Origin of the sequence: Rhodococcus oryzae, assembly GCF_005049235.1 — a bacterium.
GTDB classification, from domain to species: Bacteria; Actinomycetota; Actinomycetes; order Mycobacteriales; family Mycobacteriaceae; genus Rhodococcus_G; species Rhodococcus_G oryzae.
In genome coordinates, this window is the sequence record NZ_SUMD01000007.1 from 142,041 (window position 1) to 162,473 (window position 20,433).

Here is a 20,433-nt window from a genome sequence, read left to right on the forward strand (position 1 = left end):
GGTTCGGCCGGCGGCAGTGCTGCTTGTTGCTGACATAGCTCGGGGTCCAACATTCGGGCCGCGCTGAATAGTAGCGCAGCCTACCCTAATTCGGGTGGCGGGGCGGGCCATCACCCGACCACCCCGATCCGACGATCCGCGTCGGCGCACGCGGCGGCCAGCACGGCCAGCAGTCGGTCCGCCAGTGCGGACGCGACGGCGGAATCGAGCACGTCCGCCCGGTAGCCGAGGTAGGCGTGCACGGGGCCCTCCCCCACCGGCTCGTAGAAGCTCAGCGTCAGGTCCGACACCGGCTCACCGACCGGGACCGGCAGCAGCCCTCCGAAGACCCCGTCCACCTCGCCGAGGCGCGCCTGTTCGTGGTGCACGACCATCACCTGAGGCCGCAGCGCGTCGCCGCCGAGATCGGTTGCCACGTCGTCGAATCCGACATCCTGATGCTCGAGCGCGGACAGGTTGCTCTCCCGGACCCGGGCCAGCAACTCCGCGAAGGTCGGTTCACCCGAGGTGTCGGTCCGCAGCACCACCGTGTTGAAGAAGCAGCCGATCAACCCGGACAGCGCCTCCTCGGTCCGGCCGGCAACCAGGGCCCCGATCGGAAGATCCTCGCCCACACCAGCTTCGGTGAGGGCGACGGCCAGTGCCGACTGCAACACCATGAACATCGAGGTGCCGGTCCGGCGGGCAAGCGCGTCGATCTCGCGGTGCAGCGACTCGTCGATCGGCAGCGGCACCACGTCGCCGCGGCGGGGACCGCCCGGCCGCTCGCCTGGCATGGCGAGGACCTCAGGCACGCCGGACAGCCGCTGCCGCCAGTACGCGAGTTGCGTTGCGTGCCTGCTCGACTCGTCGGCTGGGTCGCCGAGCACCTGCCTCGACCACAGCTCGTAGTCGCCGTAGGTCACCGGCAGCTGCGGCAACTCGGGCGCATGTCCGGCCTGCCGTGCCAGGTAACCGGCGAGCAGTTCTCCGAGCAACGGCACCACGGACCACTCGTCGACGGCCAGGTAGTGCATCACCAGCAGCAGGCCCTGGCGACCCGACGAGTCCTCCACGAGCTGCACCCGCAGCGGTGCCTCCTCGGTGAGATCCATCGGCTGCTGGGCCAGCTCGAAGACCCGCGCGTGCAGATCGCCGTCACCGACGTCGACCAGCCCGACCTGCGGGCGCACCGCCTCCTGGCCGAACACCCCGCCGTCGCGCTCGAAGAACACCGTGCGCAGCGGCTCGTGCCGCGAGACCACGTCGTCGAGCGCCAACGCCAGCGACTCGGCGTCGAGCCGACGCTCCGGGTAGAGCGAGAGGGCGTGGCTGGCGGTCGGTGACTCCCGGTACATCCGCCACTGCCTGCGCTGCGGCGGCGACAGCGGCGCCGCGCCCTCGCGGGGCGCGCCCGCGAGCAGGGCCGGCCTGCCCTCACCGTTGTCCGCCTCGGTCAGCTCGGCGAGCTCCGCGACCGTCGGCGCGTCGAAGACCTCCCGAATGCTCAGCTGGGCACCCAGTTCCGTGCGCACCCGGCCGACCAGTTGCATCGAGGCCATCGAATGACCGCCGAGGTCGAAGAAGTTGTCGTGCACACCGACCGAGGGCAGGTGCAGGATCTCCGCGAACAGGTCCGCGATCACCCGCTCCCTCGGCGTCCGCGGTGCGACGTCGCCGGTCAGCTCCGACCAGTCCGGGGCGGGCAGCGCCTTGCGGTCGAGCTTGCCGTTCGGTGTGAGCGGCAGCGGCCCGTCCAGCACGATGACCACGCTGGGCACCATGTAGTCCGGCAGCGAGGACGCCACGTGGGCGCGCACCGCGGCCGGATCGACCACTGCACCCTCGTGCGGCACGACGTACCCGATCAGCCGGGCGATCGACCCGTCCCGGTCGGCGACCACCGCGGACTGGTTGACGCCCGGGCTGTCCGCGAGCGCCGCGATGATCTCGCCGAGCTCGATGCGGAAGCCCCGGATCTTCACCTGGTCATCGACCCGGCCGAGGAAGTCGATATTGCCCTCCGCCCGCCAGCGCGCCAGGTCGCCGGTGCGGTACATCCGGCCTGGGCCGAACGGATTGGCGACGAAACGCCCCGCCGTCAGCGCCGGCTTGCCGAGGTAGCCACGGGCCAGCCCGCGGCCGGCGATGTACAGCTCGCCCGCGACGCCGACCGGAACCGGCCGCAGTCGCGCGTCGAGGACGAACGCCTGCTCGTTGGGGTCCGGGATGCCGATCGGCACGGCCTGGTTCCAGCCCGGCTGCGCCTGCCACAGGGTGTTGTTCACCGTCGCCTCGGTGAGGCCGTAGGCGGCCAGCAGGTTGAGCCGCTCCGCCCACCGTCCGATCAGGTCCGGCGGCACGGTCTCGGTGCCGACCAGGACCGTGCAACCCGCGGGCACCAGGGCGCCCGGCGGCAGCGCGGCCATCAGCGACGGCGGGATGATCGCGTGTGTGACCTCGTGCTCGTGCATGAAGTCGGTGAGCTCCGGGCCCGCGACCCGGGAGCGATCCGGCACGATCACCAGCCGCGACCCGGTGCACAGCGCCATCGACAGCTCGAACACCGCGACGTCGAATCCGACCGAGGCGAACTGCAGCACGGTCGAACCCGGGACCAGTTTCATCCGGTCCTCGGCGGTGGCGACCAGGCTGGAGATGCCCTCGTGCGGGACCACCACGCCCTTGGGCCTGCCGGTCGACCCGGAGGTGTAGATGACATAGGCGGCGTGGTCGATGCCGTCGGGCACCGCGGTCAGCGGCTTCGATGCCGCGGCCAGTTCCGCGACTGTCCCCGGCTCGTCGAGCAGCACCCGACGCAAGCCCGGCACCTCCTCGATCCGCGCGGACTCCGTGGCGGTGCTCAGCAGCACCCCCGCGTTCGAGTCGACCAGCATGTACGAGATCCGGTCCGCGGGGTGGCTCAGGTCGAGCGGCAGGTAGGCCGCGCCCAGCTTGAGGACGGCCAGCACCGAGGCGACCATGTCCACCGAGCGCGGAACGGCAAGGCCCACCACTGATTCCGTGCCGACGCCGCGGCAGGCGAGCACGGCGGCGATCCGGTCGGACCGCTCGTCGAGCTCGGCGTACGTGGTGCTGCGGTACTCGTCGAGCGCGGCCACCGCGTCCGGCGTGGCCGCGACCCAGCGCGCGAACGAGGCGTCGAGGGTCTCCTCCGGCACCTCCCTGCCGGTGTCGTTGAAGTCCACCAGCACCAGGTCCCGCTCGCCGGGCAGGAACACGTCGACCGCGCCGATCGGCGTCGACGGCTCCTGCGCGACAGCGTCGAGCAGCGCCAGCTGACGGTGTGCGATCGCGTCGGCGGTGGACCGGTCGAACAGGTCTGCTCCGTACTCCAGCCGCAGCGTGATCTTGCCGTCGCCGACATCCGAACCCGCTGCCGCGGGCAGGAACTCGGTGAAGTTGAACACCAGGTCGAACTTCGCGGTCCGCTCCTGAAGCGGCACCGGCTCCAGCGTCAGCCCGCCCAGCTCCGTGATGTCGGCTGCCCGGCTGTGGTAGCCGACCATCACCTGGAACAGCGGGTTCCTGGCCAGCGTGCGGGCCGGGTTCAGGCGCTCGACAACGGATTCGAACGGGACGTCGGCGTGGGTGAACGCCGCGAGGTCGAGCTCGCGGACCCGGCCGAGCAGCTCGCCGAACGTCGGGTTGCCGCTCACGTCGGTGCGCAGCACCAGCGTGTTGACGAAGAAACCGACCAGCTCGTCGAGGCCCTGCTCGGTGCGGCCCGCGATGGGCGCACCGAGCGGCAGGTCCTCGCCCGCGCCGATGCGGTGCAGCAGCGCCGCGGCGGCGGCGTGCAGCACCATAAACATGCTCGCGCCGCTGTCGGCGGCCAGCGCCCGCAGCGCAGCAGTGGTGCGCGGATCCAGATCCAGCTCGATCGCGCCGCCCGCGAAGCTCGGCCGCGCGGGCCGGGCCCGATCGGTGGGCAGCGTCAGCTCCTCCGGCGCACCGGACAGCGTCCGCTCCCAGTACGAGAGCTGCTCGCTCAGAACCGAATCCGGGTCCGCGGGATCGCCGAGCAGCTCGCGCTGCCAGAGCGTGTAGTCCGCGTACTGCACGGCCAGCGGCTCCCACTGCGGCGCCTGCACGTGCGCCCGTGAGGCGTAGGCGAGCATCAGGTCACGCAGGAACGGCCGGTCCGACCACTCGTCGGTGGCGATGTGGTGCAGCACCAGCGCGAGGACGTGATCATTCGCTGCCAGCCGGATCACGGTGCCGCGCACCGGGATCTCACGGGTCAGGTCGAAGGGACGCAGCACGGCGCCGCGGACCAGGCCCGCGATCTCGGCCTCGGTCCCGTCCACCACCGTCAGCTCCGGGATCGCCTCGTCGAGAATCCGCTGTACGGGCAGGCCGTCGACCTCGCCGAACACCGTGCGCAGCGACTCGTGCCTGCCGACCACGTCCGCGAGCGCGGTCGCGAACAGCTCGGCATCGAGGTCGCCCCTGAGGCGCAACACGATCGGGAAGTTGTACGCAGCAGAATCCCCCTCGATCTGCTGGATCAGCCAGAGCCGCTGCTGCGCGGAGGACATCGGCAGGTGCTCGGGCCGCACCGCGGGCGCCAGCATCGGGCGCACAGCCTGGCCCCGCGCGCGGACCCGCTCCGCCAGCTCCGCCACGGTGGGCGCCTCGAAGAGGTCCCGCATCGTCAGCTCGGTCGACAGCGCCGACCGGGCCCGGCTGATCAGCCTGGTCGCCAGCAGCGAGTGCCCGCCGAGGTCGAAGAAGCTGTCCTCGACGCCGAGTTCGCCGACGTCGAGGACCTCACCGAACAGCTCGCACAACGCCTGCTCGATGTGATCTGCGGGTGCGCGTGAGCCCGAACCGACCGCGTCCGGCACCGGCGGCAGTGCTCGGACGTCGAGCTTTCCGTTCACCGTCATCGGCAAGGTCTCGGTCGCCGCGATGACCGCCGGAACCATGTAGTCCGGCAAAGAGGCGCGGAGCGCCTGTGCGTACTTCTGGCCCCCCTGGGGGCCAAAACCACTCACGGGCCCGGAGGGCACCACGTAGGCGACCAACCGCTTGACGCCGCCGGGGCCCGGCGCCGCGATGACCGCGCACTGCCGCACCCCGTCGAGGCCGGCGAGGACCGACTCGATCTCGCCCAGCTCGACGCGATGACCGCGGATCTTCACCTGGTCGTCGGTGCGACCGAGGAAGTCGATGTTGCCATCGACGCCGCGCCGCACCAGGTCGCCGGTGCGGTACATCCGGCCGCCCGCAGTGAACGGGTCGGCCACGAAGCGCTCGGCGGTCAGCCCGAAGCGGTCCAGGTAGCCGCGGGCCAGGCCGATGCCCGCGATGTACAGCTCACCGGCCACCCCGTCCGCGACGGGACGCAGCCAGGAGTCGAGGATGTGGGCCCGGGTGTTCCAGATCGGCTTGCCGACAGTGGGCGTCGCGGAGTCCGCGGTGCCGCCGCCGAGCGTGTTGATCGTGTACTCGGTGGGGCCGTACAGGTTGTAGCCGAACGTCCCCCCCGTGTCCCGCAGCCGGCTCCACACCGAATCCGGCACCGCCTCGCCGCCGAGCAGCACCAGCGGCGGCCGGTGCTCGGCAGGACCGTCGCCGAGCAGGCCCTCCTCGAACAGGTGCTGCGCGTAGGTCGGCGTCACGTTGACGACGTCGATGGCATGCGCGTTGCAGTACGCGACCAGGGCCTCCGCGTCGCGGCGCAGGTGCTCGTCGCAGATGTGCACCTCGTGACCCTCGACGAGCCAGAGCAGCTCCTCCCACGACATGTCGAAGGCGAACGAGACCGTGTGCGCGATGCGCAGCCGCCTGCCGCCGGTCATCTCGATCGTCGGGTCGAAGATCTCCGCGCGGTGGTTGAACTGCATGTTGGTCAGGCCGCGGTACCCGGTGACCACGCCCTTCGGCTTACCGGTCGAGCCGGAGGTGTAGATGACGTACGCCGGGTGGTCCAGCCGCCCGGGGGTGCCGGGCGCGAAGCCGCCCAGCTCGGCGTCCGTCAACGGTCCGGTGCCGTGGTCCTGGGTCGAGTCGCCATCGAGGACGATCGCCGCGCCCCCGAAACCGGCGAGGGTCTCGCGGACCGCGACGGTGGTCACCAGCGCCACCGGCCGGGCGTCCTCGAGCATCCCGAGCAGGCGCTCCGCCGGGTGATCCAGCTCGAGCGGCAGGTACGCCGACCCGGTGCGCAGCACCGCGAACAGCGCGACCACCATCTCCACCGACCGCGGCAGGCCAAGCGCCACAATCCGTTCCGGTCCGGCGCCGTGTGCCAGCAGCAGCCGGGCCATGGCGTTGATCCGGCCGTCCAGGCCCCGGTAGGTCACCGACTCCGAACCGAAGACCAGCGCGACCTCCTCCGGGGTGCGCGCGGCCGCCTCCGCGAACAGGTCCGCGATGGTGGATTCGGGCAGCTCCCGCTCGGCGCTGCGGGACGCCAGCGCGGCACGCTCGCCGGGCAGCGACAGGTCCAGCGACCCGACCGGTGCGGACACGTCGTCGGCGAACAGTTCGAGCAGCCCGACGAACCGGGCCAGCATCGACTCGACCGTCGCCTCGGCCACCGCCTCGGGGCGGAACTCGAACTTGATCTTCACCCGGTTACCGGGTGTCACCACCACGGTCAGCGGGTAGTGGGTGTGGTCGACGCTGTCCCCGCCGCTGATGTCGTGCGCGCTGTTGAGCGCCGACACCTGGTTCTCGTCGACGAAGTTCTGCAGCACGTAGAGCACATCGAAGAGCTGGCGGTGATCGGACTCGCGTCCGATGGTGGCCAGTCCGAGATAGTCGTGCGGCATCAGGCCGAGACGCTCGGACTGGCTGCGCCGCAACAGGTCCTCCACTCGCTCCGCCGGACGCAGCGTGGTGCGGACCGGGACCGTGTTGAGGAACAGTCCGGCCACCGTGTCGAGGCCCTCGACCTCGGGGGGCCTGCCTGCAACGGTGATGCCGAACACGACGTCGTCGCGCCCGGTCTCGGCGCCGAGTACCAACGCCAGCGCGCCGCTGAGGACGGCGTTGAAGGTGACCCCGCTCGCCGATGCCCTGGTCCGCAGCCGCTCGCTGAGGTCCGCCGTGAGTACGGTGTCGCGACGGCCGGGCAGCGCCTGCGCCCCGGCCACGGTCGACCCGAGCAGCGTCGGCTCCTCGAGACCGGCCAGCGCGCGCCGCCACTGCGCCTTCCCCGCTTCGCTGTCGCGGTCGCGCAGCCAGCCCAGGTAGTCGTCGAAACCGCCCGTCGCGGTGGGGAACCCGCTGTCGTCGCCCGCCGACTCGTAGAGCGCCAGCAGCTGGCTCACGACGATGCCGTTCGACCAGCCGTCCCAGAGCAGGAACTGCCGGTTGACCACCAGGCGGTCGCGGTCGTCGCCCTGGCGGATCACCATCGCCCGCCACAGCGGCGGCGCCGTGAGGTCGAACGGGGTGAGCCGGTCGGTGGCCATCAGCTCGGCGGCATGGGCCTCGCGATCGGATTCCGCCAGCTCGCGCAGGTCGAACTCGACGATCGGGACGTCGAGGTCGGCGGTGATGAACTGCACCGGCGTGGTGAGGCCGTCGCTGAGGAATCCCGCACGCAGCGTCGGGTTCCGGCGCTGCAGGGTGCGCAGCGCCGCGGCCAGCCGCTCGACGTCGAGGCGATGCTCGAAGTCCAGCGAGAACTGCGCGGTGTAGATGTCGGCGCCCTCATCGAAGGTCGCCTGGAAGTACAGGCCCTCCTGCAGCGGGGACAGCGGCCACACCGCGTCGACCCCGGCGGGGCTGCGCTCGGCGATCAGGTCCAGCTCGTCCTGGGTCAGCGCCACCAGCGGCACGTCGGACGGCGTCAGGACGCCGGGTCCGTCGTGGCGCGCCGCGGTCTCGACGAGCTCGCGCACCGCCTGGGCCCAGCCCTGGCTCAGCGCCTCACCGTCGGACTCGGTCAGCCCGAGGTCGGAGCGGCCGAAGTTCGCGTGGAGCACCGGGCCCTCGGCCGTGTCCTCGCAGATCGCGTTGACGATCAGCAAGTAGGGACCGCCCATGTCCGCATCGGGATCGGTTGACAGCGCGTCGGTCTCGGGCGCGGGGGCCCACGGGACCGCGATGCCGAGATCGGCCGAGGGCATCCGCCCCAGGTAGTTGAACAGGACCTGCGACTCCGCGCGGGCGGCGAGCAGGGCGGCGGTGCGGGCGTTCGAGTACCGCAGCATGCCGAAGCCGATGCCGCCCTCGGGCGCATCCCGCAGCCGCTCCTTCACGTCCTTGAGCACGTCAAGCGGTCGCTCGCCCGCCCGCAGCCGGACCGGGCTGATGCTGGTGAACCAGCCGACGGTGCGGGACAGGTCCACGCCCGACGTCAGCTCCTCGCGGCCGTGCCGCTCCAGGTCGACCAGCAGGTCCGAGGCGGCGCGGCCCGTGTCGCGGTGCCAGCGGCTGACGGCGATCCGTAGCGCGCTGAGCAGCACGTCGGTCACGTCGGCGTTCGCCAGCGCCGGCACGGTCGTCAGCGCGGCGGCGGTGTCCTCGACGGACAACGAAATCCGGTGCTGGGAACCGGTTCCGATGGTCGCGTGCCCGCTGACCTCCGGCACCAGCGCCGCTCCCGGCGCCGTGACGGCGGTCCAGTGCGCCAGCTCGGCGAGACGCTCGGCGCCCTGCGCCTGCTCGGCGACGATCCGGCCGAACCCGCGCAGCGAGGTGCCGACGGGATCGAGCGCCGCATCCTGACCGGATGCCGACGCCACGTTCGCCATCGCGAGGTCCTCGAGCAGGATCCGCCAGGACACCCCGTCCACCACGAGGTGGTGGGCGACGATCAGCAGGCGTCCGGTGGTCTCCGGTCCTGCATCGAACCACACCGCCTGCAGCATCACGCCCGACTCGGGGTCGAGGCGCTCGGTCGCCGCCTCGGAGTGCTCGGTGACGATGTCGCGCAACGACTCCAGGTCGCGGGCGTCGACGGTGGTGAGGAGGGCGGCGGCGCTCACCGAACCAGGTTCGGTGGTCACCGTCGACCACACCCCTGGCGCGTGCCGCGTCAGGCGGGCACGCAGGCCGTCGTGGTGGTCGAGCAGGGCCTGCAGCGCCTTCCGGAGTGCGCGCTCGTCGGCGCCTGCCGGGGTGTGCAGCAGCACGGCCTGGTTGAAGCGGTCGGTGCCGCCTGACCATTCGGAGAGCCGGTGCACGACCGGCAGCGGGATGACCTCGCCGATGCCGTCGGCGACGGGTGCGTCGGGCGTGGCCGCCTGAGCGACCGGGTCAGCCTCACCGACCAACCGCGCGATCGCGGCCGGGGTGCGCTGCTCGAAGATCTGGCGGGGGGTGAGCGTGACACCGTCGCGGCGGGCCAGGTTCACCAGCCGGATCGCCAGGATGCTGTCGCCGCCGAGGGTGAAGAAGTCGTCTCCCGGGCCCACTCGGTCCAGGCCGAGCACCTCGGCGAACTGGGCGGCGATGCGCTCCTCGGTGCCCGTGCTCGAGGCGGGTGCCGACACCGCGGCGGAGAAGTCCGGCGCGGGCAGGGCCTTGCGGTCGAGCTTGCCGCTCGGGCTCAGCGGCAACGCATCCAGCTCCACGAAGGCGCTGGGCACCATGTACTCCGGCAGCGAGGCGGCCAAAGCCTGTGAGTACTTCTGGTCCCCCTTGCGGCCGGAAGGACTCACGGGCCCGGAGGGCACCACGTAGGCGACCAGGCGCTGCTGGCCGGGGCGGTCCTCGCGCACCAGGACGGCGGCCTGGACCACCGACGGATCGGCCAGCAGCGCGGCCTCGATCTCGCCGAGCTCGATCCGGAAGCCGCGCAGCTTCACCTGGTCGTCGGCGCGGCCGACATAGTCGAGTTCACCGTCCACAGACCGCACCAGGTCGCCGGTCCGGTACATCCGGGTGCCTGCGACGAACGGGTCGGCGACGAACCGGTCCGCGGTCAGCGCGGCGCGGCCCAGGTAGCCGCGGGCCAGCTGCGGCCCGGACAGGTACAGCTCTCCCTCGGCACCCGGCGGCACCGGGTTCAGGTACTGATCGAGCACGTACAGCCGGGTGTTCGCGACCGGCGCTCCGATCGGCACGCTGAGCGCCGCCGACGAAACCTCCTGCGCCCCGAAGAAGTAGCTCACCTCGACCGCGGCCTCGGTGGGCCCGTAGAGGTTGTCCAGCCGCACACCCGGCAGCACCTCGGCGAAGCGCCGGGCCGATGCGGCGGGCAGCGCCTCACCCGAGCAGCCGACGACCCGCAGCGCGGTGCAGGCGGCGGCGCCCGGCTCCGCCAGGAACAGGTCCAGCATGGACGGCACGAAATGCGCACGGCTGATGCCGCGTTCGGCGATCAGGCCGGCGAGGTACGCCGGATCCTTGTGCCCGCCGGGACGGGCCAGCACGACGGTGGCCCCGGCGATCAACGGCCCGAAGAACTCCGGCACCGAGACGTCGAAGCTCGACGGCGTCTTCTGCAGCACCCGCTCCCCCACCGCCAGCGGGTGCTCGGACTGCATCCAGAGCAACCGGTTGACGATGGCCTCGTGCGGCACCAGCACGCCCTTGGGCCTGCCGGTCGAACCCGAGGTGTAGATGACATAGGCGGGATTGCCTGCCGCGGCCCTGGCGACCGTCGGCAGCACACCCGAATCCCCCAGCGGCTCGGACAGATCCACCGTGAGCACCGGCAGCCCGGCGTCGAACGGCCCGCCGTCGCTGAGCACGCACACGGGCTCGGCGTCGGCCAGCATGTACGACAACCGGTCGGCCGGGTAGTCGAGGTCGAGCGGCAGGTACGCGCCGCCCGCCTTGCCGATCGCCAGCAGCGCGACCATCAGTTCGAGTGAACGCCCGAGCGCGACCGCGACGAGCGACTCCGGTCCAACCCCGCGGTCGACGAGGTCTCGCGCCAGCCGGTTCGCCCGCGCGTGCAGCTCGGCGTAGGTGAGCGCCTCGCCCTCGAACTCGACGGCGACCGCCTCCGGGGTCCGGGCGGCCTGCTCGTCGAGCAGGTCGGTGAGGGTGCGGTCCTCGGCGGATCCGAGGGACGCGGCCCAGCTCGCCTCCAGCTCGTCCCGCTCGGCCGCGGTCACCAGCGCCAGCGCGGAGATCGGCTGGTCGCCGTCGCGCACCAGCTCGCCGAGGAAGGACACCATGCCGTCGGCCAACCGGTTGGCCGTGGCCGAGTCGACCACCGCGGCCTGGTACTTGACCTCGAGCCGCAGCTCGTCACCGGGCGCGACGATCAGCGTCACCGGGTACGGCGGGTTCTCCTCGAAGGTGATGCCGGTGATCTCCAGCCGGCCGGTGGGGTCGGCGACGGCGCCCTCGCCGATCGGGTAGTTCTCGAACACCACCAGGGTGTCGAAGAGCTCCTGCAGCCCGGTCAGCCTGCGCAGCTCGCTCAGGCCGATGTACTGGTGCTCGAGCAGCCTCGACTGCTCGTCCTGCCAACGCGTCAGCGCCTCCGCGACCGATTCCTCGGCGCGGTACCGCAATCGAGCGGGCACCGTGTTGATGAACAACCCGACCATCGTCTCGATGCCGCGCAGGTCGCCACCGCGCCCGGACACCGTCGAGCCGAACAGCACGTCGCGGCGCTTGGTGAGCCGGCCCAGCAGCAGGCCCCAGGCGCCGTGCACCAGCGTGCTCAGCGTCAATCCGCGAGCGCGACCGAACGCGATGAGGTCCGCGGTCTGCGCCGCCGACAGGTTGACCTTGACCTCGCGGACGCCGACCTCGGTGCCGCGCTCGGCCTTGCTGAGCCCGGTCGGCTCATCGACGCCGTCGAGCGCGGCGCGCCACACCTCGATCGATGCCTCCCGATCACGGGAGCCCAACCAGCCCAGGTAGTTCCGGTACGGCTCCGGGGCGGGCAGCGCCGCGGGCGCCGAGCCCGCGGGCGCGTACAGCGCCATCAGCTCGCGCAGCATCACCGGCACCGACCAGCCATCGGCGACGATGTGGTGGATCGACTGCAGCAGCAGGTGCTCGTCCGGTCCGACCTGTACCAGGACATACCGCAGCAGCGGCGCCTGCTCGAGGTCGAACCCGCGCACCCGCTCGTCGGCGAGGATCTGCCGGACCCGGGACGAGACCTCGTCGGCACCCAGCCCACGCAGGTCCACCGCAGCCATCGGGACGCTGGCGTCGCCGGAGACCACCTGCACCACCCGGCCGTCGGACACCGCCCGCAGCCCGGTGCGCAGCGCCGCATGCCGGTCCACGACCGTCTGCAGCGCGGTGTGCAGCGCCTGCGGGTCAACGGAACCGGTCAGCTCGATGCTCTGCTGCACCACATAGGGATCGGAGTGCTCTGTCTCGAACGCGCTGTGGAAGTAGATGCCCTCCTGCAGCGGGGTCATCGGCAGCACGTCGACCAGGTCGGCGGCCGCGGCCTCGAGCTGGTCCACGTCCGCCTGGCCCAGCCGCGCGTGCGGAAAGTCCGAGGGGGTGTGGCCGCCGAACGGGGCGCTCGCCGCGAGCGCACGCAGCACCGCGGTCCAGGCCTCGGACAGGGCGGCGATCCGCGCCGCGGGGAACAACCCGGGCGCCCAGGTGATGGTGGTGCGCAGGGTCGGCCCGTCGGGTCCGTCCTCCGCGATCGCGTTGAACTCGACGGCGTGCCCCATCGGCGCATCGGGGTCGTTGGCGCCGTCCATCGCGATCGGCAGCCAGTCCGCGCCCTCGGAGGCGGAAACCCTGCCCAGGTAGTTGAACAGCACCTGCGGGGTGACGCCGCCGGCCAGGTCGGCACCCGACGGGCTCAGGTATCGCAGCGCGCCGTAGCCGATGCCATTGCCGGGCACCGCCCGCAGCTGCTCCTTGACCGTCTTCACCGCCGCGCCGAGCGCAGCCGGGTCGAGGCCGTCCGCGAGCGCACCCGCGTCGATCCGGACCGGGTACAGGCTGGTGAACCAGCCGACCGTGCGTCCCAGGTCGACCGGCCTGCCCGCGGCGTCCTCCTCGCGGCCGTGGCCCTCGAGGTCGATGACCACCTGGGTGCCGGAACTGTCCTGGCCGCGCCAGTCCGCCAGCACGGCGGCGAGTCCGGTGAGCAGCACGTCGCCGACCTGACCGCCGAACGCGGCGGGCACGGCGGTCAGCAGCGGCCCGGTGAACTCGGGCGCCAGGCTCACCGTGATCGACTCGGCTGCGCCGCAGCGGTCGAGCGCCGGGTCGAGAGCGCGGGAGCCGAGCGCGGGGTCCGGCGTCCGCGACACCGAGAGCCAGTGGTCGAGTTCGCCGTCGAACGCACCGGATTCGGCCCGCTCGGACAGCAGCTCGGACCACCGGCGCAGCGAGGTGCCCACCGGGGCCAGCTCGACGGGAATGCCTGCCGTCGCCGCCGATCCCGCCCTGGCCAGGTCCTCGAGCAGGATCCGCCAGGACACGCCGTCCACCACCAGGTGGTGCACCACCAGCAGCAGCCGGCCCGGGCGGTCCGCCCCGCCGTCGAACCAGACCGCCGCGACCATCGCGCCCGCATCGGGGTCGAGTCGCGCTGCGGCGTCGATTGTTTCGCGTGAAACCACGGCATCCAGCTCGGCCGCCGACAGATGCTCCGCGTCGAGCAGGAGCAGGTCCGTCGCGGCCGCGGTCTCGGGCACCGACAGCGCCCAGCGCTCACCGCGGACCAGCGCGGCGCGCAGCGCATCGTGGCGCTCGATCACCGCGGCCAGCGCCGCGCGCGCCGCGTCCGCGTTGAACCCGATCGGCGTCTGGACGAGCACCGACTGGTGGAACCGGGCGATGGCCTCGCCGGATTCGCTGGTGTGCGCGATGATCGGCGTCGCGGGGACCTCGCCGAGCGGCACGTCGAGCCGGTCCACCAATGCCTCCGCGCGGCCCTCGATCTCGCGGGCGAGCGCCTCCGCGGTGCGCAACTGGAAGACCTCGCGGGCACTGAAGTTCAGGCCGGCGCCGCGCGCGTGGTTCACCAACTGGATGGCGACGATGCTGTCACCGCCGAGCGCGAAGAAGTCGTCGGTGACGCCGACGCTGTCGACGCCGAGCACCCCGGCGATGATGGCGCACAGCTGCTGCTCGCGCTCGGTGCGCGGAGCAAGACCGGGCAGCGCGGCGCGCAGGTCCGGCTCCGGCAGTGCCCGCCGGTCCAGCTTGCCGTTCGCGGTCAACGGGAACTTCTCGAGGATCAGCACGGCGGTCGGCACCATGTACTCGGGCAGCTTGGCCGCCGCCCAGGCCCGCACCTCGTCGGAGGTCAGCCCCGGGTGTGCCGCGTGCGAGACCACATAGCCCGCAAGGTACTTGGATCCGTTGTTCTCCCGTACCAGCACCGCGCAGTCACGGACGCCAGGGTGCGACGCGAGGGCGGCCTCGACGTCCTCGAGCTCGAGGCGCATGCCGCGGATCTTGACCTGGTTGTCTGCGCGACCGATGAAGTCGAGGCTGCCGTCCTCCGCCCACCGCGCGAGGTCGCCGGTGCGGTAGAGCCGGGACCCGTCCTCGGCGAAGGGGTTGGCGATGAATCGGGAGGCCGTCAGGGCGGCGGCGCCGACGTAGCCGCGGCCGAGCAGGTATCCGCCGGCATACAGTTCGCCGCCGACTCCGGGCGGCACCGGCCGCAGCTGCGAATCCAGCACGTACAGCTGGGTGTTGGGGTTCGGCCTGCCGATCGAGGACGCGATCCGCTCGGCCCGGTCACGGTAGATCACATGGGAGACACCGATGGTCGCCTCGGCGGGGCCGTAGCCGTGATAGAGGGTGGTGCTGAGCCGGCGCCGGAAGCGGTCGAACAGTTCCGGGGTGAGCACCTCGCCGCCGCACCAGACGTGCCGGAGGCCGTCGAGCGAGCGGCCGCCCTCGGCCAGGTCCAGCAGCACGCTGAGCATCGACGAGACCAGGTACACGAAGGTGACCCGCTCGCGTTCGATGAGATCGAGCAGGTAGTGCGGGTCGCGCTCGCCGCCCGCCTCGGCGACTACCAGCCGGCCACCGGAGACCAGCGGCAGCAGGATCTCGTTGACCGAGATGTCAAAGGAGAGCGGCGCCTTGAACAGCGAGGCGTCATCGACACCGAACCCGAGCACCTCCTCGACCTGCCACAGCAACCGGGCGCAGATCGCCTCGTGGCGGATCATCGCACCCTTGGGCCTGCCGGTGGAACCGGAGGTGAAGATGACGTAGGCCAGCGACCGGCCCTCGATCGCGGCGTCGATGGGATCCGCGGACTGCCCCGCGTGCGCCCAGTCGGCCAGGTCCACCGCCACCGTGGCGTCCGGGGAAGCCTGCACCCCGCCCGGTCCGGTGAGCACCAGCCGTGCGCCCGCGTCGGCGAGCACCTGATCACGGCGGTCCTGCGGCCAAGCCGGGTCGAGGGGCACGAAGGCGCCGCCCGCGGCCATCACCGCGAGCAGTCCGACGACCATCTCGGCCGAGCGCGGAACACCGACCGCGACAACTTCTTCCGGCGCCAGCCCACGCTCGGTCAGGTGTCGGGCGAGCTGGTTCACCCGCGCGCCGAGGTCCCGGTAGGTGAGTCGGACGTCGCCCGCGATCAGCGCCTCCCGGTCCGGGGTCGCCGCGACCTGAGCGGCGAACAGTTCGGGCACGGTGTGGCTGGGCTGCGGCCGGTCGGTGTCGTTGAAGTCCACCAGCACCTGGCGCCGCTGCGCGTCCGACAGCACGTCGAACCGCGAGACCGGGGCCTCGGGCGCGGCGGCGAGCTGGCGGAGGAACTCGGTGAACTGCACGCGGTGCCGCTCGAGTTCGTCCTCAAGGCCCGCACCGACGCGTAGGTCGATCCTGATCGACTGGCCCTCCTGACCACCCTGGACGGTGAAGTCCAGCTCGCCGATCGCGCCGGTGACCATGTTCTGCGCGAACGCGGGGCTGCCGCCGAATGTCATGGGATGCTCGAACATCACGATGTTGACGCCCGGGCCGAACACCCGCCGGGACGGGTCGAGCGCACGCATCTCCCTGGCGAGATCCTCACCGCGGTAGCGGCCGTGCCGGAGCAGCCCGACCAGCCCCTTGTCGATGTGGGCCGTCAGTGCGGCGAGCGTGCTGTCGCCGTCCACCTGCAGTCGCATCGGCAGGATGGTCGAGGCCATCGACGGCAGGTTCCGCAGCGCCCGACCGGTGCGGCCGGTCAGCGGCACCGACAGCATCAGGTCGGTCTGGCCGCTGACCCGGTGCAGATAGGCGGCGATCATCGCGAACGGGATCCGGTTGCGCCGGATGTCCTGGGCGTCGGCGAACCGGAACAGCCCGGCAACGGTCTCGGGGTCGAGTTCGACGGTCGCCTTGATCGGCGGCGCGGTGGGGTCCGGCGAAGGCGGCAGCAGCACCGGGGGTTCGGGGGCGTCGGCCAGCCATTCCAGCCAGTGGGCACGATCCACCTCGTACCGTCCGGACTCGCGGTACTCGATGTCCGAGTCGATCGCGGTCTGCAGCGACCAGTCCTGCTCGTCGAACAGCAGCTCCGGGTGTTCCTGCCTGCCGACGACCTCCGCGACCAGCAGCACGATGCCATAGCCGTCGATGATGCTGTGGTGGTAGCGCTGGTGCCACCAGGTGAGTTCGTCGTCGATCCGCAGGACCGCCTGAGTGAACAGCGGCTCATGGCTCTCCAGCTCGGCGACGGTCTGCATGTCGTTCTCGACCCAGGCACGGGCGGCGGCCGCGGGGTCCGGCCGGTCGCGCAGGTCGACGATCCGCAGGGTCCAGCCCTCGGGGTCGAGTCGCTGCTGCCGGAGCACCTCGTCCGGCCCGACCGCGAACCGCACGTGCAGCGCCTCGGCGCGCCGGATGGTCAGGTACACGGACTCGACCGCGCGGGCGATGTCGAGCGGCCCGTTCACCTCGACGGCGAGGGCGATGTTGTAGGCCGGGCTGGCGGGTGTGAGCTGCTGCGCGACCCACACCTCGGACTGGGCAGCGGTGACGGGAAGCCACTGGCCGGTGGCGTGCGGGAGTGCCGTCGAGTCCGAGGGAGAAGACATACAGGTCCGATCTTCGTCGCGCGGCGCCAGTCGTCGCCGTGATTTCAGACCTTAGGATAGGCTACCTACCCTTAGGGTAGGCAAACTACCCGGCTCGGCGTCCAGATCCCCACGCTGATCACCGAACCGGAGCAAGACGTCGACCTGTCCCCTTTCGTCGGCACCTACCACTCCGATCAGCTGCGCATCGACATCAGCATCGTCGACGGTCAGCTGGAGGAGCGGGTGACCTACGAACCGGCGGACGAATCACAGGAGCGGATCTCCACCGAGCTCGCCGGCGGCATGACCTCCGCCCCGCCGCAGCGCTGCGCGCCGATCCGTCCCGGCCTGTTCGCACCAGCCGGATATCCACTCGAGGCGTTCGACGGATACCTGCGACTGCTGCGCATCTCCTCCCACGACGTCCGCGACGGCCAGGCGCGCTTCCGCAACGCCGGCGGCCGCCTGACCCGACGAACTCGCGTCGCAGCAAAGAGATTTCCCGGCACCTGTCACACTCCCGCCGCCGCGTCCGTCAGTGATGTGTAGACGCCAACCGAGAGAGAGCAGCAACCATGACGAACACCACCTCCATCTCGCGGATGCCCAACCCCGGCGAGTTCGTGCCGGAGCTGAAGGACATCAGCGCTGCCCTGTTCCGTGCCACGGGCAACCAGTCGGTCCCCCGCGCCACGATGAGCCTGGTCCACCTGCGCGCCGGGCAGATCGTCGGCAACACCTACCTGACCATCCTGAACACCGGTTTCCTCCGCAAGGCCGGCGAGTCCGAGGAGCGCATCACTGCCGTGTCGTCCTGGCAGGACGCCCCGTACTTCACCGAGGCCGAGCGAGCAGCGCTGGCCCTGGTGGAGGCGGTCCTCCAGCCCGCCCAGCAGGGCAAGGAGCGTGTCAGCGACGAGCTGTACGCGGAGGCGGCAAGGCACTACGACGAGAAGGCGCTGGCCACCCTCACCATCGCGATCGGCCAGATCAACTTCTTCATCGCCCTGGCCCTGATCGGCAAGCCCCAGCCGGTCTCCTCGCTGGCGGACGAGCAGTGGGACTGACCTGATCCCTCCGTCACGAGGGCGCTCAGGGCCGGGGCGCGCCGTCCGCTGTCATGGCGGCGGCGGCTCGGATGCGCTCACCGCGGTCATCGCCGAGATCGATCGCAACCTCCGAGACCGCATCGCGCAGCTGCGGCGAACCCGTGATCAACTCGCCCAGTTGCGCGGCGGCGACCGGCTTTTCGTCTCTCCGGACGTCGCCGACTATCTCGGCGATCTGCGTGAACTCGGTGTCAGCGAGCGCCAGTTGTGCCTGGAACGCGACGGCTGGATCCTCATGCAGACAGCCTCACCCGAGGACGCCGCTGTGCGGCTCGCCGAAAAGCGCGAGCTCATCACCGATCCCGATTTCCGCGTCGTCTACCTCGAACACGACGCCGCGTACGACAGGTCGCCGAACGATCCCCGTCTCCCCGCCCTCGCGCACCGCACCGCACCCGGAACTGGTTCGCCAACCACGACAGCCGATCCGAGACCCGCCCCGTCCACAACCCGACCATCGCGCGGTTGGCGGCACTGTCCCAGCCCGGAGCCACTTCCCCGGCGTGGGACCGCATCGCCCAATTCGTGAAAGCTAACCGGTGAGGAAGTCCAGGATCGCGGAGTTCACCGCGTCGGGGCGCTCGAGGTAGCCGTAGTGGCCGCAGTCGGGCAGCTCCACGTAGTTCGCCCCAGGGATGGCCTTGGCCACCTCGGCGGCCAGGTGCGGCGGCACCAACCGGTCGTCGGCGAACCCGATCGCCAGGCAGGGCCGGGTGATCCGGCGGTAGGCCGCGAGGCGGTCGCCGAAGTCGTCCAGGTTCTGCTGGGCGCGAACACCGCGGCTGGTCTCGGCCTTGGAGAAGGCGAAGATGTCCAGCCAGTCCTGGGCCGCCATCTGATCCACCAGCGAGGCGGGCGAGAGGTTGAGCACCGCGGTGATCGCCGCCCGGTAGCTCGCAGGCAGCGTGATGCCCTGTGCGTCGAGTTCCCGCTCCCCCTCGGACAGCGCCTTCTGCAGCGCGACCCGGCGGCCGTGCGCGGCGAGGAAGACGGCCTTGCGCACCAGCTCGGGGCGCGAGAGCGCGAGCTCCTGCGCGACGCGGGCGCCGAGCGAGGTACCGATCACGTGGGCCGGGCCGCCGAGGTGCTCGATCAGCGCCGCGGTGTCGGCGACCATGTCCTCGATTGCGATGCCGTCCGTGCACTCGTCGGTCGGGGCGATGCCGCGGTTGTCGAAGGTGCACACCCGATATCCGGCTGCCAGCAGCGCGGGAACCTGGTGGAGATCCCAGACCCGACCGGGGCTGCCGGTCCCCATGATCAGGACGACCAGGTCTCCTGAGCCTTTGACCTGGTAATTCAGCTGAATCCCATTGATCGTGGCGAGGGGCATCGACGAGCCTTTCTGGCGAGAACCGGGGACACGGCCCGGCGCCGGCGCTATGGATAGCCTAAGCTAGCCCCGCGTCGATCACTCGACGGCAATTGTCGCGCTCGTCCAGGAGGAACCCGTTGAGAGTCGCCACGCTCGGATACCAGACCTGGGGTCACCGTACCCTGCAGGCGCTGCTGGATTCCAAACATGAGGTGGTGCTTGCGATCACCCACCCCAAGAGCGACCACGCGTACGAGCGGATGTGGGCCGATTCGGTCGCCGACCTCGCCGCTGAGCACGGGGTGCCGGTCCACATCGCGAACAAGCCCGACGAGGATTTCAAGGCCGCGCTGAAGCAAGCCGACCCCGACATCATCGTGGCGAACAACTGGCGCACCTGGCTGCCGCAGGACGTCTTCGACGCCCCCCGCTACGGCACCCTCAACATCCACGACTCGCTGCTGCCGAAGTACACCGGATTCTCCCCGCTGATCTGGGCCCTGATCAACGGCGAGCCCGAGGTGGGCCTCACCGCGCACCTGATGGACGAGGAACTCGACGCGGGCGACATCATCCTGCAGCGCAGCACCCCGGTCGGACCCAAGGACACGGTCACCGACCTGTTCCACCGGACCGTCGACATGATCGGCCCGATCACCGTCGACGCCCTCGACCTGATCGAGTCCGGCCGCACGGACTGGACCCCGCAGGACCGGTCGCAGGCCACCTTCTTCCACAAGCGTGCCGCGGAGGACAGCCTGATCGACTGGACCTGGCCCGCCGAGGTCATCGAGCGACTCGTCCGCGCGCAGTCCGACCCGTACCCGAACGCCTTCACCCACTTCAAGGGCCAGCGCATCCGCGTCATCGAGTCCTCGGTGTCCAAGGGCTGCTACGGCGGGACCCCCGGCCGGGTCTTCATCCACGAGGGCGACGGCATGGTCATCGTCGCCGGGCCCGACGCGTGGAGCGGCCACAACCGGGGCCTGTCGATCGAGCGTGTGCGCCTCGACGACGGCACCGAGATGACCGGCAAGGAGTTCTTCCCGCACGGCGGCGGCTACCTGAGCTGACGACCCCGCTCGGTGACCCCCGTCACCGAGCGGCGTCGAGTGTGGGCAAC

General features: G+C 71.2%; 6 protein-coding genes. 4 read left to right on the top strand and 2 right to left on the bottom strand.

Annotated features, from left to right (window positions below; genetic code table 11):
• Nucleotides 1–110: 110 nt before the first annotated feature.
• The gene (locus FCG67_RS16085; RefSeq protein ID WP_136910733.1) at nt 111–16,904 is read right to left on the bottom strand and encodes a non-ribosomal peptide synthetase; all 16,794 of its coding nucleotides are present in this window, start codon (nt 16,902–16,904) and stop codon (nt 111–113) included.
• Between the two features lie 225 nt (nt 16,905–17,129).
• Here FCG67_RS16085 and FCG67_RS25200 point away from each other — a divergent pair, with 225 nt between their 5' ends.
• The 3 genes from FCG67_RS25200 to FCG67_RS16100 all read left to right on the top strand — a co-directional run bounded on the left by FCG67_RS25200 (nt 17,130) and on the right by FCG67_RS16100 (nt 18,524).
• The gene (locus tag FCG67_RS25200; RefSeq protein ID WP_211243226.1) at nt 17,130–17,435 is read left to right on the top strand and encodes a hypothetical protein; all 306 of its coding nucleotides are present in this window, start codon (nt 17,130–17,132) and stop codon (nt 17,433–17,435) included.
• Between the two features lie 26 nt (nt 17,436–17,461).
• The gene (locus FCG67_RS16095; protein WP_136910734.1) at nt 17,462–17,953 is read left to right on the top strand and encodes a carboxymuconolactone decarboxylase family protein; all 492 of its coding nucleotides are present in this window, start codon (nt 17,462–17,464) and stop codon (nt 17,951–17,953) included.
• A gap of 160 nt (nt 17,954–18,113) precedes the next feature.
• Complete coding sequence (locus FCG67_RS16100; RefSeq protein ID WP_211243227.1) at nt 18,114–18,524, top strand: hypothetical protein; 411 nt, start codon at nt 18,114–18,116, stop codon at nt 18,522–18,524.
• Nucleotides 18,525–18,527: 3 nt separating this feature from the next.
• Here FCG67_RS16100 and FCG67_RS16105 read toward each other — a convergent pair whose 3' ends face one another.
• Nucleotides 18,528–19,328, bottom strand: a complete 801-nt coding sequence (locus FCG67_RS16105; RefSeq protein WP_136910735.1) for an alpha/beta fold hydrolase — start codon at nt 19,326–19,328, stop codon at nt 18,528–18,530.
• A 119-nt stretch (nt 19,329–19,447) separates the two neighbouring features.
• Between FCG67_RS16105 and FCG67_RS16110 the strand changes: the two genes are divergently transcribed.
• Complete coding sequence (locus tag FCG67_RS16110) at nt 19,448–20,383, top strand: methionyl-tRNA formyltransferase (protein WP_136910736.1); 936 nt, start codon at nt 19,448–19,450, stop codon at nt 20,381–20,383.
• The last annotated feature ends 50 nt before the right edge of the window (nt 20,384–20,433 follow it).